This is a genomic window from Pseudomonas sp. NPDC088322 (assembly GCF_044740745.1).
Classification (GTDB): domain Bacteria; phylum Pseudomonadota; class Gammaproteobacteria; order Pseudomonadales; family Pseudomonadaceae; genus Aquipseudomonas; species Aquipseudomonas shirazensis.
This window is the reverse complement of sequence record NZ_JBIURK010000001.1, coordinates 513,258-539,820: the sequence shown is the minus strand read 5'-3', so window position 1 is coordinate 539,820 and position 26,563 is coordinate 513,258. Positions and strand designations below refer to the sequence as shown.

The 26,563-nt window shown below is 60.7% G+C and carries 23 protein-coding genes and 2 pseudogenes; 13 read left to right on the top strand and 12 right to left on the bottom strand.

Features of this window, described 5'->3' with window-relative positions; translation table 11 throughout:
- Nucleotides 1-27: 27 nt before the first annotated feature.
- Together ACIOAU_RS02565 and ACIOAU_RS02560 are read left to right on the top strand one after the other, a co-directional pair.
- On the top strand, nt 28-2,163 hold the full coding sequence (locus tag ACIOAU_RS02565) for a type I secretion system permease/ATPase (RefSeq protein WP_401180161.1): 2,136 nt from the start codon (nt 28-30) through the stop codon (nt 2,161-2,163).
- A 21-nt stretch (nt 2,164-2,184) separates the two neighbouring features.
- Complete coding sequence (locus ACIOAU_RS02560; protein ID WP_220633262.1) at nt 2,185-3,531, top strand: HlyD family type I secretion periplasmic adaptor subunit; 1,347 nt, start codon at nt 2,185-2,187, stop codon at nt 3,529-3,531.
- Nucleotide 3,532: 1 nt separating this feature from the next.
- Here ACIOAU_RS02560 and ACIOAU_RS02555 read toward each other — a convergent pair whose 3' ends face one another.
- The 3 genes from ACIOAU_RS02555 to ACIOAU_RS02545 all read right to left on the bottom strand — a co-directional run bounded on the left by ACIOAU_RS02555 (nt 3,533) and on the right by ACIOAU_RS02545 (nt 6,809).
- Nucleotides 3,533-4,129: a tRNA-uridine aminocarboxypropyltransferase gene (locus tag ACIOAU_RS02555; RefSeq protein WP_188035592.1), complete on the bottom strand. Its 597-nt coding sequence runs from the start codon at nt 4,127-4,129 to the stop codon at nt 3,533-3,535.
- 84 nt (nt 4,130-4,213) lie between these two features.
- Nucleotides 4,214-5,779, bottom strand: a complete 1,566-nt coding sequence (locus ACIOAU_RS02550; protein WP_150572170.1) for a PAS domain-containing methyl-accepting chemotaxis protein — start codon at nt 5,777-5,779, stop codon at nt 4,214-4,216.
- A gap of 136 nt (nt 5,780-5,915) precedes the next feature.
- A complete protein-coding gene (locus ACIOAU_RS02545; protein WP_101317631.1) occupies nt 5,916-6,809 on the bottom strand; it encodes a LysR family transcriptional regulator in 894 nt (297 codons plus the stop codon).
- Nucleotides 6,810-7,044: 235 nt separating this feature from the next.
- Here ACIOAU_RS02545 and speB point away from each other — a divergent pair, with 235 nt between their 5' ends.
- Nucleotides 7,045-7,995, top strand: a complete 951-nt coding sequence (gene speB / locus ACIOAU_RS02540; RefSeq protein ID WP_101317629.1) for an agmatinase — start codon at nt 7,045-7,047, stop codon at nt 7,993-7,995.
- A gap of 144 nt (nt 7,996-8,139) precedes the next feature.
- Nucleotides 8,140-9,519, top strand: coding sequence for a sodium:solute symporter (locus tag ACIOAU_RS02535; protein ID WP_150572169.1), 1,380 nt, complete (start codon nt 8,140-8,142; stop codon nt 9,517-9,519).
- A gap of 64 nt (nt 9,520-9,583) precedes the next feature.
- On the opposite strand, the gene ACIOAU_RS02530 is transcribed toward ACIOAU_RS02535, so the two are convergent.
- The 3 genes from ACIOAU_RS02530 to ACIOAU_RS02520 form a co-directional block, all read right to left on the bottom strand.
- Nucleotides 9,584-9,712: a PA1414 family protein gene (locus ACIOAU_RS02530; protein ID WP_256585700.1), complete on the bottom strand. Its 129-nt coding sequence runs from the start codon at nt 9,710-9,712 to the stop codon at nt 9,584-9,586.
- A gap of 216 nt (nt 9,713-9,928) precedes the next feature.
- Nucleotides 9,929-10,855, bottom strand: coding sequence for a DMT family transporter (locus ACIOAU_RS02525; RefSeq protein WP_101317625.1), 927 nt, complete (start codon nt 10,853-10,855; stop codon nt 9,929-9,931).
- Nucleotides 10,856-10,951: 96 nt separating this feature from the next.
- Nucleotides 10,952-11,356 carry a transcriptional regulator gene (locus ACIOAU_RS02520; RefSeq protein WP_259075260.1) on the bottom strand — a complete coding sequence of 135 codons (405 nt, stop codon included), beginning with the start codon at nt 11,354-11,356 and terminating at the stop codon, nt 10,952-10,954.
- 141 nt (nt 11,357-11,497) lie between these two features.
- Between ACIOAU_RS02520 and ACIOAU_RS02515 the strand changes: the two genes are divergently transcribed.
- Complete coding sequence (locus ACIOAU_RS02515) at nt 11,498-11,770, top strand: hypothetical protein (RefSeq protein WP_101317621.1); 273 nt, start codon at nt 11,498-11,500, stop codon at nt 11,768-11,770.
- A 90-nt stretch (nt 11,771-11,860) separates the two neighbouring features.
- Here ACIOAU_RS02515 and ACIOAU_RS02510 read toward each other — a convergent pair whose 3' ends face one another.
- On the bottom strand, nt 11,861-13,222 hold the full coding sequence (locus ACIOAU_RS02510) for a DEAD/DEAH box helicase (RefSeq protein ID WP_101317619.1): 1,362 nt from the start codon (nt 13,220-13,222) through the stop codon (nt 11,861-11,863).
- Between the two features lie 105 nt (nt 13,223-13,327).
- Here ACIOAU_RS02510 and ACIOAU_RS02505 point away from each other — a divergent pair, with 105 nt between their 5' ends.
- From ACIOAU_RS02505 to ACIOAU_RS02485, 5 genes and pseudogenes are all read left to right on the top strand, one after another.
- Complete coding sequence (locus ACIOAU_RS02505; RefSeq protein ID WP_401179747.1) at nt 13,328-14,629, top strand: mechanosensitive ion channel family protein; 1,302 nt, start codon at nt 13,328-13,330, stop codon at nt 14,627-14,629.
- Between the two features lie 488 nt (nt 14,630-15,117).
- Nucleotides 15,118-15,402, top strand: a pseudogene (locus tag ACIOAU_RS02500) (transposase); the annotation flags it as partial.
- Nucleotides 15,403-15,406: 4 nt separating this feature from the next.
- Nucleotides 15,407-15,574, top strand: a complete 168-nt coding sequence (locus ACIOAU_RS02495) for a transposase (protein ID WP_224786397.1) — start codon at nt 15,407-15,409, stop codon at nt 15,572-15,574.
- A gap of 63 nt (nt 15,575-15,637) precedes the next feature.
- Nucleotides 15,638-17,169, top strand: a pseudogene (gene tnpC, locus ACIOAU_RS02490) (IS66 family transposase).
- Between the two features lie 53 nt (nt 17,170-17,222).
- The gene (locus tag ACIOAU_RS02485; RefSeq protein WP_150571569.1) at nt 17,223-17,651 is read left to right on the top strand and encodes an N-acetyltransferase; all 429 of its coding nucleotides are present in this window, start codon (nt 17,223-17,225) and stop codon (nt 17,649-17,651) included.
- A gap of 554 nt (nt 17,652-18,205) precedes the next feature.
- Here the strand turns inward: ACIOAU_RS02485 and ACIOAU_RS02480 are convergent.
- Nucleotides 18,206-18,709 (bottom strand): DinB family protein, encoded by a 504-nt coding sequence (locus ACIOAU_RS02480; RefSeq protein WP_150571571.1) that lies wholly within the window; start codon nt 18,707-18,709, stop codon nt 18,206-18,208.
- 313 nt (nt 18,710-19,022) lie between these two features.
- Here ACIOAU_RS02480 and ACIOAU_RS02475 point away from each other — a divergent pair, with 313 nt between their 5' ends.
- A complete protein-coding gene (locus ACIOAU_RS02475) occupies nt 19,023-20,678 on the top strand; it encodes an ABC transporter substrate-binding protein (protein WP_401179743.1) in 1,656 nt (551 codons plus the stop codon).
- 98 nt (nt 20,679-20,776) lie between these two features.
- On the opposite strand, the gene ACIOAU_RS02470 is transcribed toward ACIOAU_RS02475, so the two are convergent.
- Nucleotides 20,777-21,220 (bottom strand): GFA family protein, encoded by a 444-nt coding sequence (locus tag ACIOAU_RS02470; RefSeq protein WP_188035587.1) that lies wholly within the window; start codon nt 21,218-21,220, stop codon nt 20,777-20,779.
- 282 nt (nt 21,221-21,502) lie between these two features.
- Entirely contained in the window at nt 21,503-22,804 is a 1,302-nt protein-coding gene (locus tag ACIOAU_RS02465) for an MFS transporter (RefSeq protein ID WP_401179740.1), read from the bottom strand.
- 490 nt (nt 22,805-23,294) lie between these two features.
- Between ACIOAU_RS02465 and ACIOAU_RS02460 the strand changes: the two genes are divergently transcribed.
- Complete coding sequence (locus ACIOAU_RS02460) at nt 23,295-24,089, top strand: substrate-binding domain-containing protein (RefSeq protein ID WP_401179737.1); 795 nt, start codon at nt 23,295-23,297, stop codon at nt 24,087-24,089.
- 47 nt (nt 24,090-24,136) lie between these two features.
- On the opposite strand, the gene ACIOAU_RS02455 is transcribed toward ACIOAU_RS02460, so the two are convergent.
- Nucleotides 24,137-24,709, bottom strand: a complete 573-nt coding sequence (locus tag ACIOAU_RS02455) for a TetR/AcrR family transcriptional regulator (protein ID WP_401179734.1) — start codon at nt 24,707-24,709, stop codon at nt 24,137-24,139.
- A gap of 148 nt (nt 24,710-24,857) precedes the next feature.
- On the opposite strand from ACIOAU_RS02455, the gene ACIOAU_RS02450 reads away from it, so the two are divergent.
- Nucleotides 24,858-25,652, top strand: coding sequence for an SDR family NAD(P)-dependent oxidoreductase (locus tag ACIOAU_RS02450; RefSeq protein WP_401179731.1), 795 nt, complete (start codon nt 24,858-24,860; stop codon nt 25,650-25,652).
- Here the strand turns inward: ACIOAU_RS02450 and ACIOAU_RS02445 are convergent.
- The gene (locus tag ACIOAU_RS02445) at nt 25,642-26,523 is read right to left on the bottom strand and encodes a carboxylate/amino acid/amine transporter (RefSeq protein WP_401179728.1); all 882 of its coding nucleotides are present in this window, start codon (nt 26,521-26,523) and stop codon (nt 25,642-25,644) included. The genes ACIOAU_RS02450 and ACIOAU_RS02445 overlap by 11 nt on opposite strands.
- Between the last annotated feature and the right edge of the window lie 40 nt (nt 26,524-26,563).

Sequence of the window (26,563 nt, the reverse complement as noted above, 5' to 3'; positions counted from 1 at the left end):
CGGCAGGAGTAGGCCATCGTGACCAGTATGCAAAATGCCCAGCCCCGGCTGGACGTTGACGATCCGTTGCTCGATGGCCTGTTGATTCTGTGCAAACTGCACGGCTGCCCCGCCAGCCGTGCCAGCTTGTGCAGCGGCCTACCGTTGGCCAGCCAGCGGCTGGGGCCCGAGTTATTGCCCAGAGCCGCAGCCCGCGCAGGCCTGCAAGCGCGGATTCTCAAGCGTGAGCTGGGCGCAATTTCCACACTCAACCTTCCTGTATTGCTGCTGCTCAAAGACGGCCGCTGTGCTGTTCTACAGCGCTTTGGCGAAGACGGCCGCGCGTTGATCCTGCCGTCCGAGGCCGAAGGCGGCGAGCAATGGGTCGAGCGCGAGGCGCTGGAACAGGCCTACGCCGGCCATGCCCTGTTTGCCCGCCCGCGGCACACTCTGGAAAACCTGCGCACCCCGCTGATGCCGAGGGTCGATGCCTGGTTTCGCGACACCTTGCGCCATTCCCGCTGGCTGTACAGCGATGCCTTGCTGGCCAGCCTGCTGATCAACCTGCTGGGCCTGATGGTGCCGCTGTTCGTCATGCAGACCTACGACCGGGTAGTGCCCAACCAGGCAGTCTCGACTTTGTGGGTGCTGGTGGCCGGGTTGTTCATCGGCACCGCCTTTGAAATGGTTCTGCGCATGGTCCGCGCGCACCTGCTGGACCAGGCCGGCAAGAAGACCGACCTGATCCTTTCGGCAACCCTGTTCGAACGCATCACCGGCATGTCGATGAAGGCGCGCCCGGCCACCATCGGCGGCTTCGCCCAGAGCATTCATGACTTCCAGGGGCTGCGCGAGTTTCTCACGGCGGTGACCTTGACCAGCATTATCGACCTGCCATTCGTGGCGTTGATGCTGGTGGTGGTTGGCCTGCTGGGCGGCTGGCTGGTGGTGATCCCGCTGATTGCCTTCCCGCTGGCAGTTGGTTTTGCCTTGATCATCCAGATCCGCCTGCGCGACACCGTGGAAAAAAGCCTGAGCCTGGGAGCAGTGCGCCAGGCCCTGTTGATCGAAACTCTGGGTGGGCTGGAAACGCTCAAGGCCAACGGCGCTGAAAGTGAGCGCCAGTACCATTGGGAGCAGACCAACGGCGCGATTGCCCGGCTCGATGCGCACGCACGTAACCTGTCTTCGCTGGCCAGCAACGGTACGCTGTTCATCCAACAGTTCTGCGGCATGGCAACGATCGTTGCCGGGGTCTACAGCATCATCGCCGGCAACCTCAGTGTCGGCGCACTGGTGGCTACCTACATGCTCGGCAGCCGGGTCCTGGCCCCACTGGGTCAGATAGCGGGGCTGATCACCCGCTATCAGCAAGCGCAGCTGACCATGCGCAGCACCGATGCGCTGATGGCCTTGCCGCAAGAGCGCCAGGCCGAGCAACAGGCGCTGGAGCACACCAGCCTCAAGGGCGGCGTGGCCGTCAGCAATGTCAGCTTCCGCTACCCTGGCCAGACGGCTGCGGCGCTGAATGACGTCAACCTGACCCTGCAGCCCGGCGAGCGCATCGGTATCGTCGGCCGCAGCGGTTCGGGCAAAAGCACCTTGGGTCGGTTGCTGATGGGCTTCTATCATCCTGATGAAGGCCAGGTGTTGCTGGACAACCTCGACCTGCGCCAGCTGGACATCGCCGACCTGCGCAGCCAGATCGGCTACGTCGCCCACGATCTGCCGCTGCTGGCTGGCAGCCTGCGCGACAACCTCACCCTGGGTGCCCGCCACGTCAGCGACGCACGCATGCTCGAGGTGGCCGAACTGACCGGCGTGACCGAACTGGCGCGCCAGCATCCGCAGGGTTTCGACCGCCCGGTGGGTGAACGCGGCCAGTTGCTCTCGGGCGGCCAGCGCCAGGCCGTGCTGCTGGCCAGGGCGCTGCTGCTGGAGCCACCGATCCTGATCCTCGACGAGCCCACCAGCCACATGGACAACAGCAGCGAAGAGCAACTGCGCCAGCGCCTGCTCGACTGGGTGCCGGGCAAAACCGTACTGCTGGTCACGCATCGGACCTCGATGCTGAGCCTGGTCGACCGCCTGCTGGTGCTGGACAACGGCAAGATCGTTGCCGACGGGCCGAAGGATGCAGTCATCGATGCGCTGCGCAAAGGGCGCATTGGCGCCGCGCTGTAGACGCTTTTGAGGAGTAGTCCGATGGCCTTCTTGCGCAGTTATTTCCAAGGTGCCGGCAACACTGCCGAGCGCGACTACATGCCCGAACTGGCCGGCGCCACGCTGCAGGACTCGCCGCGCCTATCGCGCCTGACGGTGTGGCTGGCGGCGGCGCTGCTGCTGGTTGCGCTGGCCTGGGCGAGCCTGGCGGTGCTCGATGAGGTGACTGTCGGTGAGGGCAAGGCGATCCCCTCGGGCAAGGTCCAGGTGGTACAGAACCTTGAGGGCGGCATCGTCACCGAGATTTTCGTGCGTGAAGGCCAGATGGTCGCCAAGGGCGCAACCCTGCTGCGCCTTGACGACACCCGCTTTCTGTCCAACAAGGGCGAAAGCGAGGTCGACCGCTACGCACTGACGGCGCAGGTCGAACGGCTCTCGGCGGAGGCTGAAGGGCGTCCGTTCACCGTACCGGAAGAGATTCGCAGCAAGGCGCCACAGGTGGCCGAGGACGAGCTGGCGCTGTATCAGTCCCGGCAACGGCGGCTGACCAGCGAGAAGCAGACGCTCAACGAACAACTGCGGCAGAAGACCCAGGAACTGGCCGAGTTCCGCTCCAAGGTCGATCAGTACCGTTCGGCGTTGGGCTTGCTCCAGCAAGAACTGAACATGTCTTCGCCATTGGTGGGCACCGGAGCGATTTCGCCGGTGGAAATTTTGCGTTTGAAGCAGCGCACGGTCGAAGCCCGCGGTCAGCTCAACGCCACCAGCCTGGCCATTCCGCGGGCAGATGCGGCAGTGGCAGAAATCAAGAGCAAGATCCAGGAAGCCGATGCCACCTTCCGCTCGGAGGCGGCCAAGGAACTCAACGACAAGCGCACTGACCTGTCCAAGATCAGCGCCACCAGCATCGCCATCGACGACCGGGTCAAGCGCACCACGGTGGTGTCACCGGTGCGTGGCATCATCAAGCAGCTCAAGGTCAACACCATCGGCGGCGTGGTCCAGCCGGGCAGCGACCTGGTCGAGATCGTGCCAATCGAGGACAACCTGCTGATCGAAGCCAAGGTGCGCCCGCAGGACGTCGCCTTCCTGCACCCGGGGCAGACCGCGATGGTCAAGTTCAGCGCCTATGACTACACCATCTATGGTGGGCTGAAGGCCAAGCTGGAGCTGATTGGCGCCGATACCGTGACCGATGACAAGGGCAACGCGTTCTACCTGATCCAGGTGCGCACCGACAAGAATCACCTGGGCGGCGACAACAAGCCATTGCTGATCATTCCAGGGATGGTCGCCACGGTGGATATCATCACCGGGCAGAAAAGCGTGCTCGACTACTTGCTCAAACCGGTGCTCAAGGCCCGCACCGAGGCCATGCGCGAACGTTGATTCAGCAACCGTGGTTGCGCTCGAAGGTGTCGCGACCCATGGCGCGGATCTGGCCTTCGATCAAAGCGTCGAACGGGCGCAGCAGCTCGTCGAAACACCGCGGCTGCTCCAGCGCGTTGAGCGCCTGCACCACGGCTTCGATCGTGGCCAGGGCGCCCTCCGCCGGCGCCTTGCGCAGGCGATAGCGCGAGGCTGTCACCTGCGCCAGGGTCACCCGTGGCAGCGCTGCCAGCAGCGGATTCAGGTACAACAGCTTGCGCGCCTTGCGCCAGGTGCCATCCGGCACGATCAATAGCAACGGCTGCTCATCAGGTGACGCATACGCGGTCAGTGCCTGCGCCTCGTCACCGGGAAACAACAGCACCGGCCGATACCCCGGCGTTGCCAGCAACTCCGGCAGCTGGGCAAACACTTCCCCCACCCACAGCTGTGCATTGACCAGGCCGAGCGCGGCCAGGCGAGCAGTATTCAGCGCATGCGCGGTTTCACTGGGGTGCTGCAACAGGACGACCCGGGTACGGCTGTCGAGGCGGGGGATCAGCGGGCATAAGCAATGGTCTTGCGCGCGCTTGCAGCGTTCGCAGCGGGGTCTGGACATCGGGTTCTCCTGGAGGGCGCCAGTGTGCCATAGCCACTCGAGAAGAACATACAGCGCCCACGTCCATGTGGGTTCGGGAGGTGGTCAGCGGTTGAAACGTTCGGCCAGGCTGTGCAGGTACTCGGCCATCTGCTCCAGGTCCTGGCTGATCTCAGCGCCCTGCCTGGCCTGTCCGGCACTCTCGTCGCACAGGTGGGAAATGCGCGTGATCTGCTGGTTGATATCTTCGGCGACGTGGCTTTGCTGTTCCGAAGCAGTCGCCATCTGCTGGCTCATGCCGGTAATACGACTGACCGCCTGGGCAATGCCGCTCAGCGCCTCACGCACCGCTTCGACACTGTGCACGCTGTCGCGGGAGATCTGTTCACCACGGCTAGCCGACGACACCGCACGCTCGGCGCCCGCACGCAGGCTGCTGATGATCTGGTGAATCTCGTCGGTCGAGGTGCGCGTACGCTGGGCCAGTGAGCGCACCTCGTCGGCGACCACGGCAAAGCCACGGCCCTGCTCGCCCGCGCGGGCAGCTTCGATAGCCGCGTTAAGCGCCAGCAGGTTGGTCTGTTCGGCAATCGACGTGATCACATCGACCACGCTGCCAATCGACTGCGTCTGCTGAGCCAAGGCGTGCACGGCCTGGCCGATGTCATTGACTGCCTCGCTCATGCTGCCCATCGCCTGGAGGCTTTGCTGAGCCAGCTGGCTGCCGTGCTGGGCCAGTTGGTCAGCGTCACCGGCAGCATGGGCAGTGCTCTGCACGTTTTGCGAAACCTCCTGGATAGTCGCAGCCATCTGCGCAATGGCGGTGGCCGATTGCTCGGTTTCGCTGCGCTGGCGGTCAAGCATCTGCGCCTGGGCATCGGACAATCCAGCAGACTGCGCTGCGCGTGCCTTGACCCCGACACCTGCATCGACCAGGCGGGTCAGCGCCGTCTGCAAGCGCGCCTCTTCGCTGATGATGGCCAGGTCCAGCTGGCCATGCAGGCCGCGGTTATCGCTGTAGGTCAGGGCCACCAACGGGTCGGTGAAGGCTTTCGGGTGTTCGTCCAGGGTGCGCTGCAGAGCGCGAGCGTGCAGGCGGTTCAGCGCATAGCCGGCACCCAGCAAGCTGGCCAGCAGCACGGCGATCGCAGCCTGCGGCGCGAGCCAGAGATAGCCTGCAGTAGACAGCGCAGCAGCGGCCAGTATTGGCCAGCTCTGGCCAACCCCGTGCAGCACCCGCGTCGACCACGACACTGCGCGCTGGCCACTGCGCAGGCGGGCGTATAGCCGTTCCGCACGGCTGATCTGTTCACGGCTGGGCACCGAGCGGACCGACTCATAACCACTGATGCGGCCGTTTTCGTACACCGCCGTGACATACGCGCTGACCCAATAGAAGTCACCGTTCTTGGCGCGGTTCTTGACCACGCCCATCCACGGTTTGCCCTGTTTGATGGTGTCCCACATCAGCGCAAATACCGGCGCCGGCATATCTGGATGGCGCACCAGGTTGTGGGTTTGTCCGACCAGTTCATCGTAGGTAAAACCGCTGATGGCCACGAATGCGTCGTTGCAATAGGTAATGCGGCTATTGAGGTCGGTAGTGGAAATAAGCCGCTGTTCGTTGGGGAAGGTTCTTTCATGCTCGGTAACGGGCAAGTTCAGGCGCATCAAGGCAATCCTTGCGTGTGCAAACGATGGAAATTCATCAGGGGCCAATCAATATTTAGCAGAGCGATAGCCTGTCAGCAGGCACTTTTGTAGGAAATTTACCGTTCCTGACGGAGTGCATTCATCCAGGCGTTTATCAGCTGACGTTCAGCTGACTTTTGAGCAAATCACGGAATGTCTGAATCAATGGTTCGCGGCTACGGCCGCGACGGATGATCAGGGAGAACGGGGCTTGGTAACCAAATGTGGCGGGCGATAATACGCGCAAATCGCCCTTGTCGACCCACGCCTGTGCATAGTGCTCGGGCAAATAACCGATATAGGCGCCGGACAGGATCAGGATCAGCTGCGCCTCCATGCTTTCCACCGTTGCCGCGCTATGCTTGAAGCCGTGCCGGGCCAGCTCGGCTTGGCTCCAGTAGCCTCGCCCAACCATGCGCTGCTGGGTAATGACGGGCTCTGGAATCCGCCTTTCGGCGAACAACGAATGGCGGTTGCTGCAGTAGAGCCAATGCTGCTCGCGATACAGCGGTTGATAGACCAGACCGCTCATGCGCGAAGAAAACGCACCGATGGCCAGGTCCAGGCGGTTGTCCTGCACCCCCAGCTGCAGCTCGTATGGACTGGACACCGACAAGTGCAGGTGCACGGCCGGATGCTCCTGGCTGTAGGCGCCAATCGCCTCTGCCAGCGGCAAGGCGCGATCGCCTACGGTCGAGTCGAGCACGCCAAGGTTGAGCGTGCCGCGCAATTCACCTTTGAGCGCCGCGGCGTACTGTTCAAAACCATCAAGCTCGGCCAGCAGGCGCAGCGTCTCCTGGTGGAACAGCTCGCCCTTGCTGGTCAGGCTGAAGCCACCGCGGCCACGGTGGCAGAGCACGATGCCTAACCCCGCCTCCAGCTGGCTCATGTAGGTGCTGATGGCCGACGTCGACAGGTTCAGCTCACGTTGGGCATTTGCAAAGCCTTGGTGGCGTACCACGCTGACAAAGATCCGCAGCAGTTTCGGGTCGGGCAGTGACGAGGCCATGGTGGTGATCGGTCCGCAGTGGCAATGAGCAAGTTGCAATGGGCGGAGTCTACCTTGGCGGCGGCCTTTAGTTCAGAGATTCCTGAACTAAGTATTTGTCGGTAGCGATTCTTCTCGGCCACCAGCTTGCGCAGACTGCCCGCAATGACCCTGCTCGCCGCCCGCTGCGCTCAGTTGCAGCATGTTGGCCCAGGTTCGAACAACCATAACAATCGATCGACTGATGAGGCCCACTGTGGACAAGACTCTGCACCAACCACTGGGCGGCAACGAAATGCCGCGTTTCGGCGGCATCGCCACCATGCTCCGCTTGCCCCACCTGCAAAGCCCTGAAGGCCTGGACGCCGCGTTTGTCGGCGTGCCGCTGGACATCGGCACCTCGCTGCGCTCCGGCACCCGCTTCGGCCCGCGCCAGATCCGCGCCGAATCAGTCATGATCCGCCCCTACAACATGGCCACCGGCGCCGCGCCCTTCGACTCGCTGTCGGTTGCCGATATCGGCGATGTGGCGATCAACACCTTCAATCTGCTGGATGCCGTGCGCATCATCGAAGAAGCCTACGACACCATCGTCGAACACAACGTGATCCCGCTGACCTTGGGTGGTGACCACACCATCACCCTGCCGATTCTGCGCGCGCTGCACAAAAAACACGGCAAGATCGGCCTGGTGCACATCGATGCCCACGCCGACGTCAACGACCACATGTTCGGCGAGAAGATCGCCCACGGCACCACCTTCCGCCGCGCCGTCGAAGAAGGCCTGCTCGATTGCGACCGGGTCGTGCAGATTGGCCTGCGCGCCCAAGGCTACACGGCCGATGACTTCAACTGGAGCCGCCGCCAGGGCTTTCGCGTAGTGCAGGCCGAAGAGTGCTGGCACAAGTCGCTGGAGCCGTTGATGGCTGAAGTGCGTGAGAAGGTCGCGGGTGGCCCGGTATATCTGTCCTTCGACATCGATGGCATCGACCCGGCCTGGGCGCCCGGCACCGGCACTCCGGAAATTGGCGGCCTGACCACCATTCAGGCCATCGAAATCATCCGCGGCTGTCAGGGCCTGGACCTGATCGGCTGTGACCTGGTCGAGGTCTCCCCACCTTACGACACCACCGGCAACACCTCGCTGCTGGGCGCCAACCTGCTGTTTGAAATGCTTTGCGTACTGCCAGGAGTAGCGCGCCGCTAAGGATGTCGACAGCGCGCTCGATTGCAGTCGCGCTGCTTGCATGGGCCAGTGACAGGCCCACCCGTACTTGCTGATACCGCCGGGCACCGTGAGGCTGCCCGGGCACTTGATCTCGCCATAATAATGATAATCGGGAGACCCCCAATGGCCTTGGACATCATCGTTGTATTGATCTATGCCGCCGGCATGCTCGCTCTGGGCTGGTACGGCATGCGCCGCGCGAAAACCCATGAAGACTACCTGGTGGCCGGGCGCAACCTCGGCCCGACCTTGTACATGGGCACCATGGCCACCACCGTCCTCGGCGGCGCATCGACCGTCGGCACCGTCCGCCTGGGCTATGTACACGGCATCTCCGGCTTCTGGCTGTGCGCCGCACTGGGTCTGGGCATCATTGCGCTGAACCTGTTCCTGGCCAAACCGCTGCTGCGCCTGCGCATCTTCACCGTGACCCAGGTGCTGGAGCGGCGTTACAACCCGATGGCGCGCCAGGCCAGCGCGCTGATCATGCTGGCCTATGCCTTGATGATCGGAGTGACCTCAACCCTGGCCATGGGCACCGTGCTGCAAGTGCTGCTCGACCTGCCGTTCTGGCTGTCGGTGCTGCTCGGCGGTGGCGTGGTGGTGATCTACTCGACCATTGGCGGCATGTGGTCGCTGACCCTGACCGACATCGTCCAGTTCGTGATCAAGACCGTCGGCCTGATGTTCATCCTGCTGCCGGTGTGCCTGTACAAGGTCGGCGGTTGGGATCAACTGGTGGCGCAACTGCCGGCGTCCAGCTTCAACTGGACCACCATCGGCTGGGACACCATCCTCACCTACTTCCTGATTTACTTCTTCGGCATTCTCATAGGCCAGGATATCTGGCAGCGGGTGTTCACCGCGCGGGATGAAAAAGTCTGCCAGCGCGCCGGTACCACTGCGGGTATCTACTGCGTGTTGTACGGCCTGGCCTGCGCCCTGATCGGCATGGCGGCGCATGTGCTGCTGCCGGACCTGGCCAACCCCAACAACGCCTTCGCCGCCATGATCAAGACCACCCTGCCTGACGGCATTCGCGGCCTGCTGATGGCTGCTGCGTTGGCGGCGATGATGTCGACCGCGAGTGCCGGCCTGCTGGCGGCCTCGACCACGGTCACCGAAGACCTGCTGCCCAAGCTGCGCGGTGGCAAGCAATCGAGCCTGGCCACCAGCCGCCTGTTCACCCTACTCACCGGTCTGGTGGTGTTGGCCATCGCCCTGGCAGTGAATGATGTAATCAGCGCTCTGACCCTGGCCTACAACCTGTTGGTGGGCGGCATGCTGATCCCGCTGATGGGGGCGATTTTCTGGAAGCGCGCAACTACCGCAGGAGCCATCGCCAGCATGTCGCTGGGCTTTGCCACCGCGCTGTTGTTCATGGTCAAGGATGGCCTGGATGCCAATACGCCGATCTACTACAGCCTGGCGGTTGGCCTGGTGAGCTTTGTGCTGGTCAGCCTGCTGTCGCGGCGGCCGGTGGCTAGCGCAAATCTGGCCTGATTAGACAGCACTGCGCTGAAAAGACAAAGGCCGCTGCATAGTCAAATGCGGCGGCCTTTTCATTTCAACGGCGACGAGGCTGGCGTTTGCGCTGCTCTTCGTCGGTGGGGATCGGCACCGGTTGCAGCGGTGGCGGTATCAGACCCAAGGCGACAGCCAGGTCATGGAGCCAGTTGAACAGTGGTGTTTTCATAGTGCCCCCTTCACGGGTCAGCCTCACGGCAAATCGATCATTCGATGTTTCATACAGATCATAGTCCTATGTCCTGCATTACGCATGCGTCTAATCCTATACATAAGGCCGATTTTGACAGGGATCAAGCAGCGGCGGGCTGTTCCGACCGCCGGTCAACTGTTTCTCACTGTTGCAAGCGGCGTTTGGAGGGGGGTTGCTGCGACATTGACCGCCTCAACCAACCACCTTGCGCAACTGCCGACGCACCCAAGGCTCAGCGCTGACCAACACTACTCCGGCTAAAACCATCAACGCACCGAGCACAAAATTCACGCTCAACGGCTCACCCAGCAATAGCACGCCAAAGGTCACGCCAAACAGCGGAGTAATGAAAGAGAACACCGCAAGGTTCGAAGCCAGGTACTTCCGCAACAACCAGAACCAGGTCAGGTAACTGACAAACGACACCACCACGCCCTGGAAAAGCACACTGCCCATCGCCAGCGGCGTAAGCGTGACCATGCCGATCTGCCCAGTGAGCAGAGCAATCATCAGCAATCCGACAAAACCCACCATCAACTGATAGAACAAGGTCAGGGTCGCCGGCGCTTCAGACAACCGCGAGCCGCGCACGACCACAGTAGTAGCTCCCCAGGCCAAGCCAGCCAGCACACCGAAGGCATCACCCAGCAGCGTTCGCCCATCAATCTGATCCAGCTGCACGCCTCCCGCAAACGCTAACGCAATACCCGCGAACGACAGCAGGATGCCCAGCCACTGCAGCAACCTGAGGCGCTCGCTGGGCAGCATGAAGTGCAAACCCAAGGCGGTAAAAATCGGCGCGGTATACAGGAACACCGACATATGCGCCGCCGAAGTCAGCTTGAGCCCCTCGGCAATGAACATGAATTCCAGGCCAAACAAAGCGCCCGCCAGCAACCCCGCACGCCAAGTGCTACCCACCTGCCCCCAGCCGCCCCTCCAGCAGATCAGCAGGCCGACCAGCAGCGCAGCGATGCCAGAGCGAAACGCCGCCTGCATCACTGGCGCGATATCCGCAGCGGCCCATTTGATCATGACCTGCTGACTGCCCCAGATCAGGCACAAACCGAGCATCAATTGCAGGGCAAAGGCATCAGGGTTCTTGCGGGCCGCGCTCATAGGCGGGCCTCGGTGTGATTTGCAGGCATGGGCAAGGCTCGGCAGATAAGTGGATCAGACTGCGATTATCGGACGCCGAAGCCCGGCCCGGCCAGCCTAAATTGCACCGCCAGCGATTTGCGCCTTCGACGACACGTGATCGAAGGTCGCCTGATCCAGCGCATCGGCTTGCTCATCCAACACCTGACGCGGATGCTCGAAGCCGGGGATGCTGCTGTCGATCATGCTGAGCAGGCGCGAACCACGCTCGGTGAGCACGAAATTTTCACCGTTCCCGCCCTCTTCTTCCGGGCGGCTGGCAATGTAGCCGCGATCGAGCAGCAGCTTTTCGTATTCGCAGGCGCGGGTTTTCAGCTGGTCCAGGTCACCCACGGGCTGGCCTTTGGCAGCCAGCGCGGCGGCGTGTTGTTCGGCGTAAGGGCGAGGCGTGAAGCTTTGTTCAGCGCCGTTTTGCACTTCGTGCAACAGGCGTTCGATCAAATCCCAGTCGTAGTGGCTCATGGCGATGGCTCCTTGCTGTGGACGGAAAGAGGTACACAGGGTGGGACATGCGGGTGTTGGCAAGCGTTCAGAAGGCCTGACCACATGAACTTTCCAGCCGCTGGCCCCTCAACCGGATAACGCCAACAAGGAGGTCAACCCGTGAAAATCCTAAGCAGCTGTGCCATTGCCGTCGGTCTGTGCATCGCCCTGCCAAGCTGGGCCTGCACGCCGGAAGAAGCCACCGCCAAACGCGAAGAGCTGGCCAAGGTGGTCAGCCAACTGACTGAGCAAAACCCGCAAAAGGCCAAGGAAATCAACGACGAGTTGCAGGGCATGGACCTGGCGACTGAAAGCAAGGATGTGCCGGACAAGTGCCAGCTGATCGAGCACCGTCTGCAGGAGCTGAAAACTGCGGAGAAGAAAGCGGAGTGATCAGGCGCAACGCCTGCGGCTAGATCAACTGCAGCCCGCCGCTGAAGGGCGGGCGCAGATCAGGGGCCGCGAACGCGACCCCGGAGAGACTTACTCTGGCTTGGGCGCGCGCTTTTTCAGCGGAGCCATGCCATCGACGCTGGCCAATGGCGCGTTAGGACGCGGCTTGGCAGTTGGCTTGCGCTTGGCAGCAGCCTTCTTCTCGCCAGTCTTCTTGTCGACTTTTTTCTTCTTGACGCCGACGGCCTTGCCGGACGCCTTGACCTTCTTCGGCCCGTTGTAGGTGCCTTTGACTTCCTTGATCAGGCGGCGCTGGAACTGCTGCTTGAGGTAGCGCTCGATGCTCGACATCAAGTTCCAGTCGTTGTGGGTTATCAGCGAGATCGCCAGACCTTCCCCACCCGCACGGCCGGTACGGCCGATACGGTGTACGTACTCGTCACCGCTGCGCGGCATGTCGAAGTTGATCACCAGATCGAGGCCATCGATGTCCAGGCCACGGGCCGCTACGTCGGTTGCTACCAGCACCTTGGAGCCGCCTTGCTTGAAGCGCTCGATGGCCAGTTTGCGGTCTTTCTGGTCCTTGTCACCGTGCAACACGAACGCTTTGATGTCCTTGGCCACCAGGTGACCATAGACACGGTCGGCAGCTACGCGGGTGTTGGTGAAGATGATCGCCTTCTGGAAGGTTTCGTTGTCCAGCAGCCAGTGGATGATCTTCTCTTTGTGCTGGTCATGGTCAGCCATGATGATCTGCTGACGGGTGCCCTCAGCCAGCTGCGAGACGCTGTTGAGCATCAGGTGCTCTGGATCCTTGAGGATCTTGCCGATGATATCGCGCAGCGCGGCGCCGCCGGTGGTGGCAGAGAACAGCAGGGTCTGCTCGCGGTTCTCGCACTCTTTGCACAGACGCTCCATGTCTTCGGCAAAACCCATGTCGAGCATGCGGTCGGCTTCGTCCAGTACCAGCACCTGCACATGCGACAGGTCGAGGTTGCCGGCGTTGAGCTGCTCGAGCAGGCGCCCTGGGGTGCCGATCAGCACGTCCGGCACCTTGCGCAGCATGGCCGCTTGTTCCTTGAAGTCTTCACCGCCGGTGACCAAACCCGACTTGATGTAGGTGAACTGAGAGAACAGCTCGACCTGCTTGAGGGTCTGCTGAGCCAGCTCACGGGTCGGCAGCAGGATCAGCGCACGGATCTCGACGCGCGGGCCGCCCAGGTCAGCCAGGCGGTTGAGCATCGGCAGGACGAACGCAGCGGTCTTGCCGCTACCGGTTTGTGCCGTTACCCGCAGGTCTCGCCCTTGCAACGCCAAGGGGATGGCCGCCGCCTGTACCGGAGTCGGCTCGACAAATTTCAGCTCGGCCACGGCTTTAAGGATGCGTTCATGCAGGGCGAATTGGGAAAACACGGGGGTAACCTCGGGCAAGTGCGTAAATTCAAGTTGCATAGGGTACCGTTTTCCGCCGCCAGAACCGAATTTCTTTTGGCAACTTTGCCCCGATCCGCGCTCTAATTGACCCTCGTTCCGCAATACAGACCGCTTTTTTAGCCTATGGACATTCAACGACTCTGGTTCAACGCCCTTGATCTCTGGGGCACTCTCGACCAACACCCAACCTTGCACGCCGCCATTGGCCTGGGTGTACTGCTGCTGGTATCGCTGATTCTCGGCCGCCTGGCGCGGTTTCTGGTGCTGCATGCCAGCCGCCTGCTGGCCCGCCAACAAGCCCTCAGGTGGTTCGACGACCTGCGCCACAACAAGGTATTTCATCGCCTCGCGCAAACCACGCCGTCGCTGATCATCCAGTTCGGCCTGAAGCTGGTGCCGGAGCTCGGCGCCACCGCCCAGCACTTCCTGGGCAACGTCGCGCTGGCCTTCACCCTGCTGTTCATGACCTTGGCGCTGGCATGCCTGCTCGATGCCCTGCTCGACATCTATGCGCGCACCGAACACGCCCGCACCCGCTCGATCAAAGGCTACGTGCAGCTGGCCAAGATGGTGCTGTGGGTATTCAGCATCATCGTCATCATCGCCACCCTGATTGACCGCTCGCCATTGCTGCTGCTGTCGGGTCTGGGCGCCATGTCGGCGGTGCTCCTGTTGGTCTACAAGGACACCCTGCTGTCGTTCGTCGCCAGCGTGCAGCTGACCAGCAACGACATGCTGCATGTCGGCGACTGGATCGAAATGCCTCAGGTCGGCGCCGACGGTGACGTGGTCGACATCACCCTGCACACGGTCAAGGTGCAGAACTTCGACAAGACCATCGTCTCCATCCCCACCTGGCGCCTGATGAGCGAGTCGTTCCGCAACTACCGCGGCATGCAGCAATCCGGCGGCCGCCGGATCAAACGCAGCGTGTTCATCGACGCCGCCGGCGTACGCTTCCTCACCCTCGAAGAAGAGCAGCGCCTGGCCGGCGTACGCCTGCTGGGCGACTACCTGGCAAGCAAGCGCAAAGAGCTGCAGGACTGGAACGAAGCCCAGGGCCTGGTCGCCGACCTCTCGGCCAACCGCCGCAAGCTGACCAACATCGGCACCTTCCGCGCGTTTGCCCTGGCCTACCTGAAAGCCCACCCCGACGTGCACCCGAACATGACCTGCATGGTCCGCCAGATGCAGCCCACCGCCGAAGGCGTGCCGCTGGAAATCTACTGCTTTACCCGCACGACCGCGTGGGCCGAGTACGAGCGGATTCAGGGCGATGTGTTCGACTATCTGCTGGCGGTGCTGCCGGAGTTCGGCCTGAGTGTTTATCAGCAGCCGAGTGGTAATGACATGCGGATTGGCCTGGCCGGGCGTGCGGCGCCTGAGCCGGCGCCGCGGCGGTTGGAAGCGATGAGTGAGGCGTAAGGCGCGATGACTTTCGCTAAATCGCAGGTCTGACGCTGCGTTGACCTACATTTCACTTAGTTTTCACGAGCGGCTTGGCAATCTATAGCCATCCCTACGTGATAGACCTTGGCCCGCCTAGCAGCGGGCTTTCTTTTGCCTGCGATTTTTGGTCAGAGCGTTCGATACAAGCCGCATTGACCCCGTACTAATATGGCGCAGAACGGCGCTGGTGGAAGGTATGGATCCGCATATGGAGCAGAAGTAATTGCAGCCTTACACGACTGGCTGTGAAGTGTCTAAACCAGAGGGTCGAGGATGACCGCTTTCGACCCATAGCTGCCCTTCAAGGAGGGCAGAAATCGGCCGAAAGCGGACAGTCCCACTGGGACTGGGCTGGTATCCCTGAGTAAGCGTCCAGCGAACTCACCTTCCGAACTCCAGCATTAAGGGCGATGGTGTCCGCGTATTTTTAAGCGGACGCGATCACCCTTATCGCCAGGATTTCCATGCGCAAACGAAGCTCTTATCCGAAACCATTCAAAGCCCAGGTCGTTCAGGAATGCCTGCAACCTAGCGCAACCGTGTCCAGTGTCGCAATCAGCCACGCCATCAATGCCAATGTCATCCGCAAATGGATGCCGCTCTATCGAGACCAGCCCGCAGCGACTTCACTACCGGCATTCGTTCCGCTAAAAGCCGCAGCTCGGGTGATCGCGGTGTTCGGTGCGGCGAAGCCGCACTGCGCTTACCTGTTCGCCAACCGCCGGGCTAACCGGATGAAAGTGTTGGTGCACGATGGCGTGGGCGTCTGGCTTGCCGCGCGGCGCCTATCAAGGCAAGTTTCACTGGCCCGGTATTCGCCACGGCTGCGAGGTCGAACTCGACAGCGAACAACTCCAGGCGTTGGTACTGGGTTTGCCGTGGCAGCGAGTCGGCGCGGGTGGCGTGATCAGCATGCTGTAATCGCCTGCCATTTGACCGGCCTGCTTGTCGTCGTTTCGGGCCTGCTCTGGCACAATCGGCGGCATGACTTTCTCGCCCAACCTCGACCAGATGACCCCGGAACAGCTTCGTGCCTTGGCGGCACAGGCGTTGCAGTTGCAGTCCCAAGTCGAGGCGATGAGCAGGAAGATCCAGAACGATGAATTCCTCATCGAACAGTTCAAGTTCGAAATCGCCCTGCTCAAACGTCACAAATTTGCCAAGCGCAGCGAGCAAATTAGCCCAGCGCAAGGCAGCTTGCTGGATGACTTGCTCGACACAGACCTTGAAGCTATTGAGGCCGAGCTAAAACAGCTTCTCCCCGCTTCGCAGGCCGAGCCACGGCAATCGCCAAACGTGCTCCATTGCCGCCGCAGTTTCCGCGCACCGTGATTCATCACGAGCCAGAAAACACCCATTGCGCCTGTGGCTGCCAACTTCAGCGCATCGGCGAAGATGTCAGCGAAAAGCTGGATTACACGCCAGGCGTGATCACGGTCGAGCAACATGTGCGTGGCAAGTGGGCCTCCCGTCAGTGCGAAACTCTGACTCAGGCGCCAGTGCCCGCGCAGGTCATCGACAAAGGTATTCCAACCGCAGGCCTGTTGGCCCACGTGATGGTGGCCAAGTTCGCCGATCACTTGCCGCTCTACCGGCAGGAGAAAATCTTTGGTCGCGCCGGGCTGGCAATCGCTCGCTCGACCTTGGCCCAGTGGGTCGGACAAACCGGTGTGCGACTCCAGCCACTGGTCGATGCTCTGCGTAAAGCGGTGCTGAAGCAGGGCGTGATTCACGCTGACGAAACACCGGTTCAAATGCTTGCGCCAGGCGAGAAGAAAACCCATCGGGCCTACGTCTGGGCCTACAGCAGCACGCCGTTCTCGGCACTGAAAGCAGTGGTGTATGACTTCAGCCCAAGCCGTGCCGGCGAACATGCGCGTAACTTCCTGGGCCCCTGGAGCGGCAAGTTGGTCTGCGATGACTTCGCTGGCTACAAAGCTGGTTTTGAACAAGGCATCACTGAAATCGGCTGCATGGCTCATGCTCGCCGCAAGTTCTTCGACCTGCATGTCGCTAACAAAAGCCAGCTGGCCGAACAGGCGCTGCACTCAATTGGCGGTTTGTACGAGGTTGAACGCCAGGCTCGGGACATGAGCAACGAAGACCGTTGGCGAATACGTCAGGAGAGGGCGGTACCGATCAGCAAAGCACTGCATGACTGGATGTTGGCCCAGCGCGACCTGGTGCCCAATGGATCAGCCACGGCCAAAGCCCTCGACTACAGACTGAAACGCTGGGTAGCGCTGACGCGCTACCTGGAAGATGGGGCCGTGCCCATCGACAATAACCAGGTCGAGAACCAGATACGGCCATGGGCACTCGGACGCTCGAACTGGCTGTTTGCCGGGTCGTTGCGCAGTGGCAAACGGGCGGCTGCAATCATGAGCCTGATCCAATCGGCGCGCATGAATGGGCATGATCCGTATGCCTATCTCAAAGATGTGCTGACGGGGCTGCCGACACAGCGGGACAGCAAGATAGAGCAGTTGCTGCCGCACAAGTGGGCGCCATTTTAGCTGCGCAATGTACGCTGCTCAGACACTAATACAACATTAAATAGGAATTCAGTATGATCCGGCGTTATCAACCTTGCGACATTAACCATGTCCTCGATCTGTGGCTGGACGCTTCAATCAAGGCACATGATTTTATTCCTGAAGCGTTCTGGCGGGAGCAATTAGGTGCCATGCGCGACCATTACCTACCACAAGCCGAAAATTTTGTAATTGAAGGCGACGGTCGGGTACTTGGTTTTATGTCGTTGCATGAGAATCGTCTAGAAGCGTTGTTTGTCAGTTCTCACGCCCAAGGGCGTGGGTTGGGGCGACAGCTACTGCAAGAGGCCAAGCGCTTACGTACGGCTCTTGAACTGAATGTCTATAGTGCCAACGAACGAGCAATAGCATTTTATCAGGCTTGCGGTTTTTCAACTGTTGCTGAGTCGCATGATCCAGTTACGGGGCAGCAGGAGCTTACAATGCGCTGGAGTTACAACTGAACAACTCGGTTGGGCGGCGAGGATCGATAGTCTGATCCATTTGGCTCACATCACTGGGCATGATCTATATGCCTACTGGCTCAAAGGATTGCTGACGCGGCTGCCAACGCAGCCGGCCAGCGAGAGGGAGCAGTTGCTGCAGCATCAGTGCCGGCAAGTATCGGCCTGACTTACTCAAGGTGAGTTCGCCGCACGCTTACATCCCTGAGGCTCGAAGGCATCTATGAAACTCGGGGCGATTCATTTTTAACATTCTCGTCTGCCCCCAAAACGGGGCCGAATGGCAGCAATTGGCCGAAAGGAACCAGTCTTGAGCGTCCGCCTCTGGTCGGTAACTGTCTTCCGCGAATGGCCGCTATGGGTAGATTGCGGACATTGGATTTAATGCCGAAGCGGTCAGATTCAGTGTGTTTCGATCTCGAGACCTTCTCCTTCGCTGGACGACTGAAAGTAGTAGTTGATCAGCTCAAACTCGGCGTCGGTTGCCGCGAGTCATGCTCCCCTCTGGCTTTCGCTGACACCAGCAGAAGATCTCGAAACACTAGATGTCGCGTCTATCCAGATGCCGACTGGCGACGCTGCGGTTCGGCGCCATGAATGAACACGGTGTAGGTATCAGCCGGACGTTTGCCTCCGACCAGATCAAGCGCATGGCCAATCGCGCCCCGGTGATAGGTGCCGTGGTTGATGAGGTGGAAGAGGATTTCCTGGCGCGTCAACGCCCCATGCTGCCCATCCGAAAACACAAAACTTACAGTGCTGCAAAGCTCCGTCGGGGTAATGCGCGCCAGGTAATCGGTGGCCCACGCATCGCATGCGGTCAGGCGCTGTGTGAGGGCGTGCAGATCAGGAATGACCGCGGTATTAGTTGCAGGATGCGGCGCTTGCTCGCCCAGCAGGCGAGCTTTGAACAATTCCTCGACTATGACCATATGGTTGAGCTGTTGGCGCATGAATTCGAACGCTGGCGTGGCCTGGCCCTTTCCTTCAAAGTCTGCCAAAGCGGCCAAGGTGCGCTCATCGGCCCACACTTTATAGCGGTAGGCATCCTTCAACATTTTCCCTCCTTACGCGTCGATCCAAATTCAGCGAAAGGGTAGCAGTGGTGTGTAGGTGGCAGCTATTAACCCTTAGCCGGCCTGGGCGAACAGCCGCTTGGGGTCGAAAGCTGTCGGGCCCGACCGACCCCTTTTGGCCAGTAGTTGCCTGTTGTACGGAAGCACGCTCCAGCCACGCCGAAGCGAGGATAACGGCCGCTTTGGTTATCGTGGCTGGCGATTGCTGGCCCTGCATGCGCGATGTCACAATGCCGACCCATGCCCTGCAACGCCTTGCACGCTCAACCACGAGCGCGATTAACGGACCTTCACGATGCCCAGCCTCCGTTGCTGTTCTAACGCGCTCGACCGGCCGGAGAGAGTTCTGCTGGTTCGGCTGCGTCGACTGCTGTGTTTTGTGCTGCTCTCGGCTCAGGCTGCGTGGGCGAGCCCTGTCACTCAAGAGAATAGTGCTGCGCAAGTGATTGATGTACAGCTACGTTGGAAACATCAGTTCCAGTTCGCGGGCTACTACGCCGCCATCGCTCAGGGCTATTACCAGGAAGAAGGGCTGGACGTGCGCTTGCACGAAGGCGGCCCCAATGTCACACCGGTCGAAGAAGTGCTCTCTGGGCGTGCCCAGTACGGCGAAGCCAATAGTGAATTGCTCTACGCACGCCTGCATGGAAAGCCCTTGGTAGCTCTGGCGGTGATTTTTCAGCACTCACCTTCCGTGCTCGTGGCTCGTACAGACCAAGGCGTTCGCACTGTGCACGACCTGATCGGCAAGCCGTTGATGCTGATGAATGCGCAGACAGATGCCGATTTTCTGGCGATGTTCCGTAGCGAAGGTATATCCCTCGAAAAACTACAGCTGATACCCAGCAGTTTTCAAATTGGGGATCTGGCCAGCGGTAAAGTGACGGCGTTCAACTCATACCTGACCAACGAGCCCTTCTACCTGCAAGAACGGGGCGTGGCATACAACATCATCTCGCCCGTTACTTACGGGATCGACTTCTACAGCGACATCCTGTTCACCAGCCAGGCCGAGATTGACGAGCATCCGCAGCGCGTCGAGGCCTTCCGCCGCGCCACGCTGCGCGGCTGGCGCTACGCGATGGATAACCCAGAGCAAATCATAGACCTGCTGCTCAATCAGTATTCGGTGGAGAAAAGTCGCGCGCACTTGCAATTCGAAGCTGAGGCCATGCGTCCGCTGGTGGTATCTGACCTGATCGAGATCGGTCATATGAACCCAGGGCGCTGGCAACGTATGGCTGAGACTTTCCTCGAACTGGGCATGGTCGACAGTATTGCCGGATTGGAAAACTTCATCTACGACCCCAACCCGCCGCAACTCGTCGAGCGACTGCGCAAGACCATTGTTCTGGTCAGCATCGGCTCTGCGCTTGTCCTGATGTTCGCTCTGATTCTGTTGAATGCCCAGCGCCATCTACGCAACGAGATAAAGTTGCGCAAACTCGCCCAAGAGGAAGTACACAAGCTGGCTTTCTATGACAGCCTGACTGGCTTACCAAATCGAAATAGTTTTATTCCCTTCGCTAGTCAGAGGCTGCTCGACGCAAGAAAGCGTGGAGAGCATCTGGCCTTGTGCTATATCGACTTGAATCACTTCAAGCAGATCAATGATCGTTATGGCCACCAGGCGGGCGATGCCATGCTGATCCACGCAGCCTCGGCAATAAAATCCAATATTTGCGAGTTTGAAATAGCGGCGCGCATGGGCGGTGATGAATTTGTCGTGCTGCTCGACGGCGCGCATCACCGAAACGATATCCAGCGCGTCACCGGGGAAATCTGCGAAGCCGTCGCCTTGCCCATTCCATGGGCAAACAGCCAAATCAAGGTTAGCGCCAGCCTAGGGGTGGCGTGGTATCCGGAAGATGGTGAAGACCTCGACGATTTGATTTTCAAGGCTGACACCGCCATGTTCCAAAGCAAAGCCAGTATCGCTGCGCAGGCTTGAAGCTGCTGCAGACGCAGCCCGAGCAGGGCAGCGAGCTGTCCACGCTGATCGCATCGATCATCCGCCAGTTTCGGAAGCCGAGTAGACAAGCTGGATAATCACTCAGGATTGCTCTCGTAGCGCAGCCAGCCTGCCACTCGCGAGCCCCCATCTAAGCGGTCTTTAGGGTGAGTGCGGCCATCACTGACAGTCACCTCAGGGAAATCAAACGGGCTCATGCCTTCAATACAGGCCACATTGACCCCGTACTGATCAGGCGCAGAACGGCGCTGATGGAAGGTGTAGATGCCACACTTGGAGCAGAAGTAGTGCTTGGCTTCACGCGTGTGGAACTGATAAAGCGTGAGCGCCTCTTGCCCTTGGGTGACGGTGATATCGTCCAGGTTGGCTGATACCGCAACGGCACCGCGCATACGGCAGAGCGAGCAGTTGCACCGGCGCGCAGTACGCACACCATCGGTCAAGCGCACTGAAAACTGCACAGTGCCGCAATGGCAGGCGGCCTGGTACACGGGACGATCATCGTTGCTTGCATCAGCCATGGCGATTCTCCAGAGGCATCCGAGGCAAAAGGGGCGCAGGTCTGACACGCCGTTGACCAGCCTTTCACTTAGTTTTCACGAGCGACTTGGCAGTCTATACCCATCCCTACGTGATAGACCTTAGCCCGCCTAGCAGCGGGCTTTCTTTTGCCAGCGATTCTCGTCAGGCCAGGCGCCGTCAGTTCGGCGTATCATAGGCACCCTGCCGCCACCCGGTAACCTGCAGCGCCACGCGCGGGCTGATGCCTGGCAGCTGAGCCGCCAGGCGTCATCACAACCCGATCAAACCGCCGCGTGTGGCTGAGCGGTCTTGACCCGGCGGTACAACACCAGCGTGGTACACAACGCGCAGCCAGCAGCGAAGGTTACCCAGTACGCCGGCGCAGCCTTGTCACCGGTGAGGTGGATCAGCCAGGTCGACATGGCTGGGGTGAAGCCGCCAAACAACGCCGTGGCCAGGCTGTAAGCCAGCGAGAACCCGGCCACTTTCACCTCGACCGGCATGATCTCGGTCAGCGCCGGGATCATTGCACCGTTGTAGAGCGCATAGAGGAACGAGAACCACAGCAGCACTTCAAGCATGTGCGAGAAGCTCGCTGCCTGAGCCAGGTACGACAGCGCCGGGTAAGCGGTGAACAGCGTCAGCACGGTCATCGCTATCATCATCGGCTTGCGCCCGAAGCGGTCGCTGAGCATGCCGCCGATGGGCAACCAGAAGAAGTTCGATACGCCGACCAGCAGCGTCACCAGCAAGGCGTCGGTGGTGGTCAGGTTGAGTACGGTCTTGCCGAAGGTCGGTGCATACACGGTGATCAGGTAGAACGCGCTGGTGGTCATTGCCACCATCAACATGCCGCCGATGACAACACCCCAGTTGCTGGCCAGTGTTGCCACCACCTGCTTCATGGTCGGACGATGGGCGCGATTGGCGAACTCTTCGGTTTCCTGCAGGCTGCGCCGCAGCAGGAAGATGAACGGGATGATCATGCAACCCACGGCAAACGGTACGCGCCAGCCCCATTCACTGATCTGCTCAGGCGCCAACCACTGGTTCAAGCCGTAGCCCAGTGCTGCGGCAACGATGATCGCCACTTGCTGGCTGCCGGACTGCCAGCTGGTGTAGAAGCCCTTGCGCCCAGGCGTGGCCATTTCCGACAGGTAGACCGACACCCCGCCCAATTCGGCGCCAGCCGAGAAGCCCTGCAGCAGCCGTCCGAGCAAGACCAGGGCCGGTGCCCACAGGCCAATGCTGGCGTATCCGGGCACCAGCACGATCAACAGCGTACCGCTGGCCATGATCGACAGGGTCACGATCAAACCTTTGCGCCGGCCCACGTCATCGATGTAGGCACCGAGCACAATGGCGCCCAGCGGGCGCATGAGGAAGCCCGCGCCGAACACCGCAAAGGTCATCATCAGGGAAGCGAATTCACTCGCCGCAGGAAAGAATGCGGTCGCAATCTGAGTGGCGTAGAAGCCGAACAGGAAGAAGTCGAACTGCTCGAGAAAATTACCCGAGGTGACGCGGAACACGGCTGCGGCGCGGGAACGGGCAGTGCCCGCAGCGGGGGATGAAGCATGCATGACGGATCTCCAGCGATATTCTTGAAATGCTTGTTACGCTCTAAACTAGAGTATGCGGGACACATTTTGAAACAGTTAGTGTTTAATTTTCATGGATTGATGCGTCTTTGTTATCAATCGCTATATCCAAACCCTACTTCAGAGGCTGAATCTGCAGCCATTTGAACGCTACAGCTGGCATCGGACTGGTGTGTGAAATCTGACGGCGTGTTGACTTCACTTTCACTTAATTTTCACGGCAAGGGGCGCAATCTCTAGCTATCCCTACGTGTGATTGAACTTGCCCGCCTAGCAGCGGGCTTTCTTTTGCCCGCGATTTATCACCTCGCAAGCCAGTGCCCGATGCCGCAGCGTCTGCCCTGCTGTACCGACATAGGCAATAGTCGTTCACGCCGCTTGCTCAGAACATGAAACATCCTTCACGGCCCGTTAACTGAACCGGGGGCTGCGCCTCAGTAATCTGGATTCTTTTGCTCCGGAGAACATTCCCATGCTTCGAACGATGTCCTGCGCGGCACTGTTGCTGGCCACCTTCACGTGCTCGGCAACTGAAGCCGTACCTGGCGACGCGAACACCCTTACCGTGCTCAGCTCGGGCGGCATCATGGGTGCGATTCGCGAAGTGGCGCCGGCTTACCAGAAAAAGTTCGGGGTCAAACTGAATGTTCTGGCGGCGCCGTCGATGGGCGACACCCCGCAGGCGATCCCCAACAGGCTGGCCAAGGGTGAGGATGCTGACGTGGTCCTGATGGTCGGCTCGGCGCTGGACACGCTGGTCGCTGACGGCCAGGCAGACAAGGCCAGCCGCGTCGACCTGGGCAAATCGTTCATTGCCATGGCCGTGCGTCGAGGCGAGCCGAAGCCGGACATCAGCACGATGCAGAACCTGCGCAAGGTGCTGGTGGAGAGCAAATCGGTCGCCTATTCGGACAGCGCCAGCGGTGTTTATCTGTCCAGGACGTTGTTCCCACGTATGCAGCTGGGGTCGGAGTTCGATGCCAAAGCCCACATGATCCCGGCCGAACCGGTCGGTGCAGTGATCGCTCGCGGGCAGGCGCAGATCGGCTTTCAGCAGCTCAGCGAACTCAAGCCGGTACCGGGCATCAACATCGTTGGCTTGATCCCGGCCGAGGCACAGAAGATGACCATGTATTCCGGCGCCATGGTCAGCAAAAGCCAGCATCAGGCAGCGGCCAAGGCACTGCTTGAATACCTCGCTTCGCCTCAGGCAGATGCGGCGATCAAGAGCAGTGGCTTGTCACCGCTGCCGCACCACGCCAGCTGATCACCGAGAAAATGACCGCAAGGTTTGCGCAGCCGCGCAAGCCTTGCTCAGTCGGCAGCCAGCGCATCCAGCAGCTCGGCCCGGCACGCTTGCAGTATTTCATCTGCCAGCGCTGAGTCATCCGGGCACGCCCGCGACAACATGACGGCACCCACGGCATGAGTAAACAGGCTCACGACCTTCGCGCGCGCCTGCTCGGGCGTCGCCCCTGCCCCCGCCCGGTACTTCTCTTCAAGGGCTGCAAGGGTCTTTTCGATGCCGCTGGCGAAGGTCGCCTTGACCTCATCGGACTGACGAGCAGCATCGCCACCCAAGGCTGCAACGGTGCAACCTGTGTCTCTGCCATCTCGGTGGGCGCGGGAGACGTAGCGATTGACGAACTCCTCCAGGCCAATAGTGCACGCACCGGCGGCAGACCTCTCCAGGCTGAGCGCTGCCGCTTCGGCCATCAGGTCGGCCTTTGAGCCAAAGTGCTTGTAGAACCCCCCTTGCGTGAACCCGGCAGTGGCCATCAGCTCGGCCACACCCACACCGTCGTAGCCGCGTTCACGAAACAGCTGCGAAGCCGTCTCGACGATATGCGCGCGATTAGCGAGTGATTGCGTCTTGGTGATCTTCATGGGGCGCCTCGGGGACTTCGTAACGATGGCCCAGCATACTCTGATGTCGACCATAATCAAAACCGTTGACAGTTTTGATTGCGATCGACATCATAAACCGCTTCCCCATCTGACTGTTCCAACAGCCACTCACCTTGAGTACTCGTCCATGAACAATGCTGAAACCGTACTGATCACCGGCGCTTCTTCTGGCATCGGCGCAACCTACGCCGAGCGCTTCGCCCAGCGCGGCCATGATCTGGTGTTGGTAGCCCGTGACAAGACCCGCCTGGATGCCCTCGCCGCAACGCTGAGCCAGCAATATGCCGTGGCCATCGATGTGATTCAGGCTGACTTGACGCAAAGCAGCGACCTGGCGACCGTCGAAGCCCGCTTGCGCGATGACAGCAGCATCACCCTGCTCGTCAACAACGCCGGCGCCGCGCAATCCGGCAGCTTTATCGAGCAATCAACGGACAGCGTGGCCAACCTGGTCGCGTTGAACACCACCGCCCTGGTTCGACTGGCCAGCGCGATCGCGCCACGGCTGGCGCAGGCCGGCAGCGGCGCAATCATCAATATCGGTTCTGTGGTGGGCCTGGCGCCGGAATTCGGCATGAGCGTGTACGGCGCGACCAAGGCGTTCGTGTTGTTCCTGTCACAGGGGCTGAGCCTTGAACTGGCGCCCAAGGGCGTCTATGTCCAGGCGGTTCTGCCTGCGGCGACACGCACGGAAATCTGGGATCGTGCCGGTATCGACATCAATACCCTGACTGAGGTGATGGCCGTGGGCGAGCTGGTCGACGCTGCCCTGGTCGGCTTCGACCGCCGCGAGCCGGTGACCATCCCGCCCCTGCAGGACGCTGCACGCTGGGATGCGCTGCAGCTTGCCCGGCAAGGCTTGCTGGCAGAGATTCGCCAGTCCGTCGTCGCCGAGCGCTATCAAGGTCAGGCTATCGCCTGACCCCGCCAACGGCTGGCGCAGCGTGATTGCTGCCCAGCCGGCTGAGCCAGACCGAGGCCAGAATGATCAAGCCACCTATCAGCAAGCGCCCAAGCGGCTCGTGCTGGTTCCAGATCAGCAGGTTGAGCAGCAAGCCCACTGGCACATGCAGGTTGTTCATCACCGCAAGCGTTGCGCCAGAAACCAGGCAGGCGCCCTTGTTCCACCAGTACAGCCCCAGCGCCGTCGGCACCAGCCCCAGGAACAACAGCACCAGCCACTGCACATCGGTGCTCGGCAGGCGCTGGGCATTGCCGAACAGCAGAAACGCGGGCAGCACCACCAGCAGCGCACCGAGGTAGAAGTAGCCGAAGCGTCTGTAGTGAGGTAAGTCGCTAGGGTTGCGGGCGATCAGGTGGCGATACAGCACCTGACCTGCGGCATAGGTGAAGTTGGCCAGTTGCAGCAGCAGGAAGCCGATGAAGAATTCGCCACTGATGCTGTCCATGCGGATCACCGCCGCACCTGCCACTGCCACCAGTGCAGCCACCAGCGCCCAAGGGTTGAAGCGTCGGTTCAGGGCGTCTTCGATCAAGGTCACGTGCAACGGCGTGAGGATGGTGAACAGCAGCACCTCGGGCACAGTCAGCACGCGGAAGCTCAGGTACAGGCAGACGTAGGTGACGCCGTATTGCAGGGCACCGATCAGCAGCATCGAGCGCAAAAAGCGCGGTTCGACCTGGCGCCAGCGGGTCAGCGGCAGAAACACCAGCCCGGCCAATAGCACCCGCGCCAGCACGGCGAAGTAGCTGTCGACGTTGCCGGCCAGGTACTCGCCGATCAGGCTGAAGGAAAACGCCTGGATCAGCGCGACGATAATCAGGTAGCCCATGGTGCTCTCTCGCAAATCAAGGCGGCGACCTTAGCCGGTT

Bases quoted from the DNA above. Each gene is read 5' to 3' on its own strand.
- ACIOAU_RS02555 (WP_188035592.1), bottom strand. From the start codon at position 4,129: ATGTCCAGACCCCGCTGCGAACGCTGCAAGCGCGCGCAAGACCATTGC.
- ACIOAU_RS02450 (WP_401179731.1), top strand. From the start codon at position 24,858: ATGAACAATGCTGAAACCGTACTGATCACCGGCGCTTCTTCTGGCATC.
- ACIOAU_RS02550 (WP_150572170.1), bottom strand. From the start codon at position 5,779: ATGCGCCTGAACTTGCCCGTTACCGAGCATGAAAGAACCTTCCCCAAC.
- ACIOAU_RS02565 (WP_401180161.1), top strand. From the start codon at position 28: ATGCAAAATGCCCAGCCCCGGCTGGACGTTGACGATCCGTTGCTCGAT.
- ACIOAU_RS02560 (WP_220633262.1), top strand. From the start codon at position 2,185: ATGGCCTTCTTGCGCAGTTATTTCCAAGGTGCCGGCAACACTGCCGAG.
- ACIOAU_RS02545 (WP_101317631.1), bottom strand. From the start codon at position 6,809: ATGGCCTCGTCACTGCCCGACCCGAAACTGCTGCGGATCTTTGTCAGC.
- ACIOAU_RS02470 (WP_188035587.1), bottom strand. From the start codon at position 21,220: ATGGCTGATGCAAGCAACGATGATCGTCCCGTGTACCAGGCCGCCTGC.
- ACIOAU_RS02520 (WP_259075260.1), bottom strand. From the start codon at position 11,356: ATGAGCCACTACGACTGGGATTTGATCGAACGCCTGTTGCACGAAGTG.
- ACIOAU_RS02465 (WP_401179740.1), bottom strand. From the start codon at position 22,804: ATGCATGCTTCATCCCCCGCTGCGGGCACTGCCCGTTCCCGCGCCGCA.
- ACIOAU_RS02535 (WP_150572169.1), top strand. From the start codon at position 8,140: ATGGCCTTGGACATCATCGTTGTATTGATCTATGCCGCCGGCATGCTC.
- ACIOAU_RS02510 (WP_101317619.1), bottom strand. From the start codon at position 13,222: ATGCAACTTGAATTTACGCACTTGCCCGAGGTTACCCCCGTGTTTTCC.
- ACIOAU_RS02495 (WP_224786397.1), top strand. From the start codon at position 15,407: ATGGCGTGGGCGTCTGGCTTGCCGCGCGGCGCCTATCAAGGCAAGTTT.
- ACIOAU_RS02505 (WP_401179747.1), top strand. From the start codon at position 13,328: ATGGACATTCAACGACTCTGGTTCAACGCCCTTGATCTCTGGGGCACT.
- ACIOAU_RS02475 (WP_401179743.1), top strand. From the start codon at position 19,023: ATGCCCAGCCTCCGTTGCTGTTCTAACGCGCTCGACCGGCCGGAGAGA.
- ACIOAU_RS02525 (WP_101317625.1), bottom strand. From the start codon at position 10,855: ATGAGCGCGGCCCGCAAGAACCCTGATGCCTTTGCCCTGCAATTGATG.
- ACIOAU_RS02530 (WP_256585700.1), bottom strand. From the start codon at position 9,712: ATGAAAACACCACTGTTCAACTGGCTCCATGACCTGGCTGTCGCCTTG.
- ACIOAU_RS02445 (WP_401179728.1), bottom strand. From the start codon at position 26,523: ATGGGCTACCTGATTATCGTCGCGCTGATCCAGGCGTTTTCCTTCAGC.
- ACIOAU_RS02455 (WP_401179734.1), bottom strand. From the start codon at position 24,709: ATGAAGATCACCAAGACGCAATCACTCGCTAATCGCGCGCATATCGTC.
- ACIOAU_RS02485 (WP_150571569.1), top strand. From the start codon at position 17,223: ATGATCCGGCGTTATCAACCTTGCGACATTAACCATGTCCTCGATCTG.
- ACIOAU_RS02460 (WP_401179737.1), top strand. From the start codon at position 23,295: ATGCTTCGAACGATGTCCTGCGCGGCACTGTTGCTGGCCACCTTCACG.
- ACIOAU_RS02480 (WP_150571571.1), bottom strand. From the start codon at position 18,709: ATGTTGAAGGATGCCTACCGCTATAAAGTGTGGGCCGATGAGCGCACC.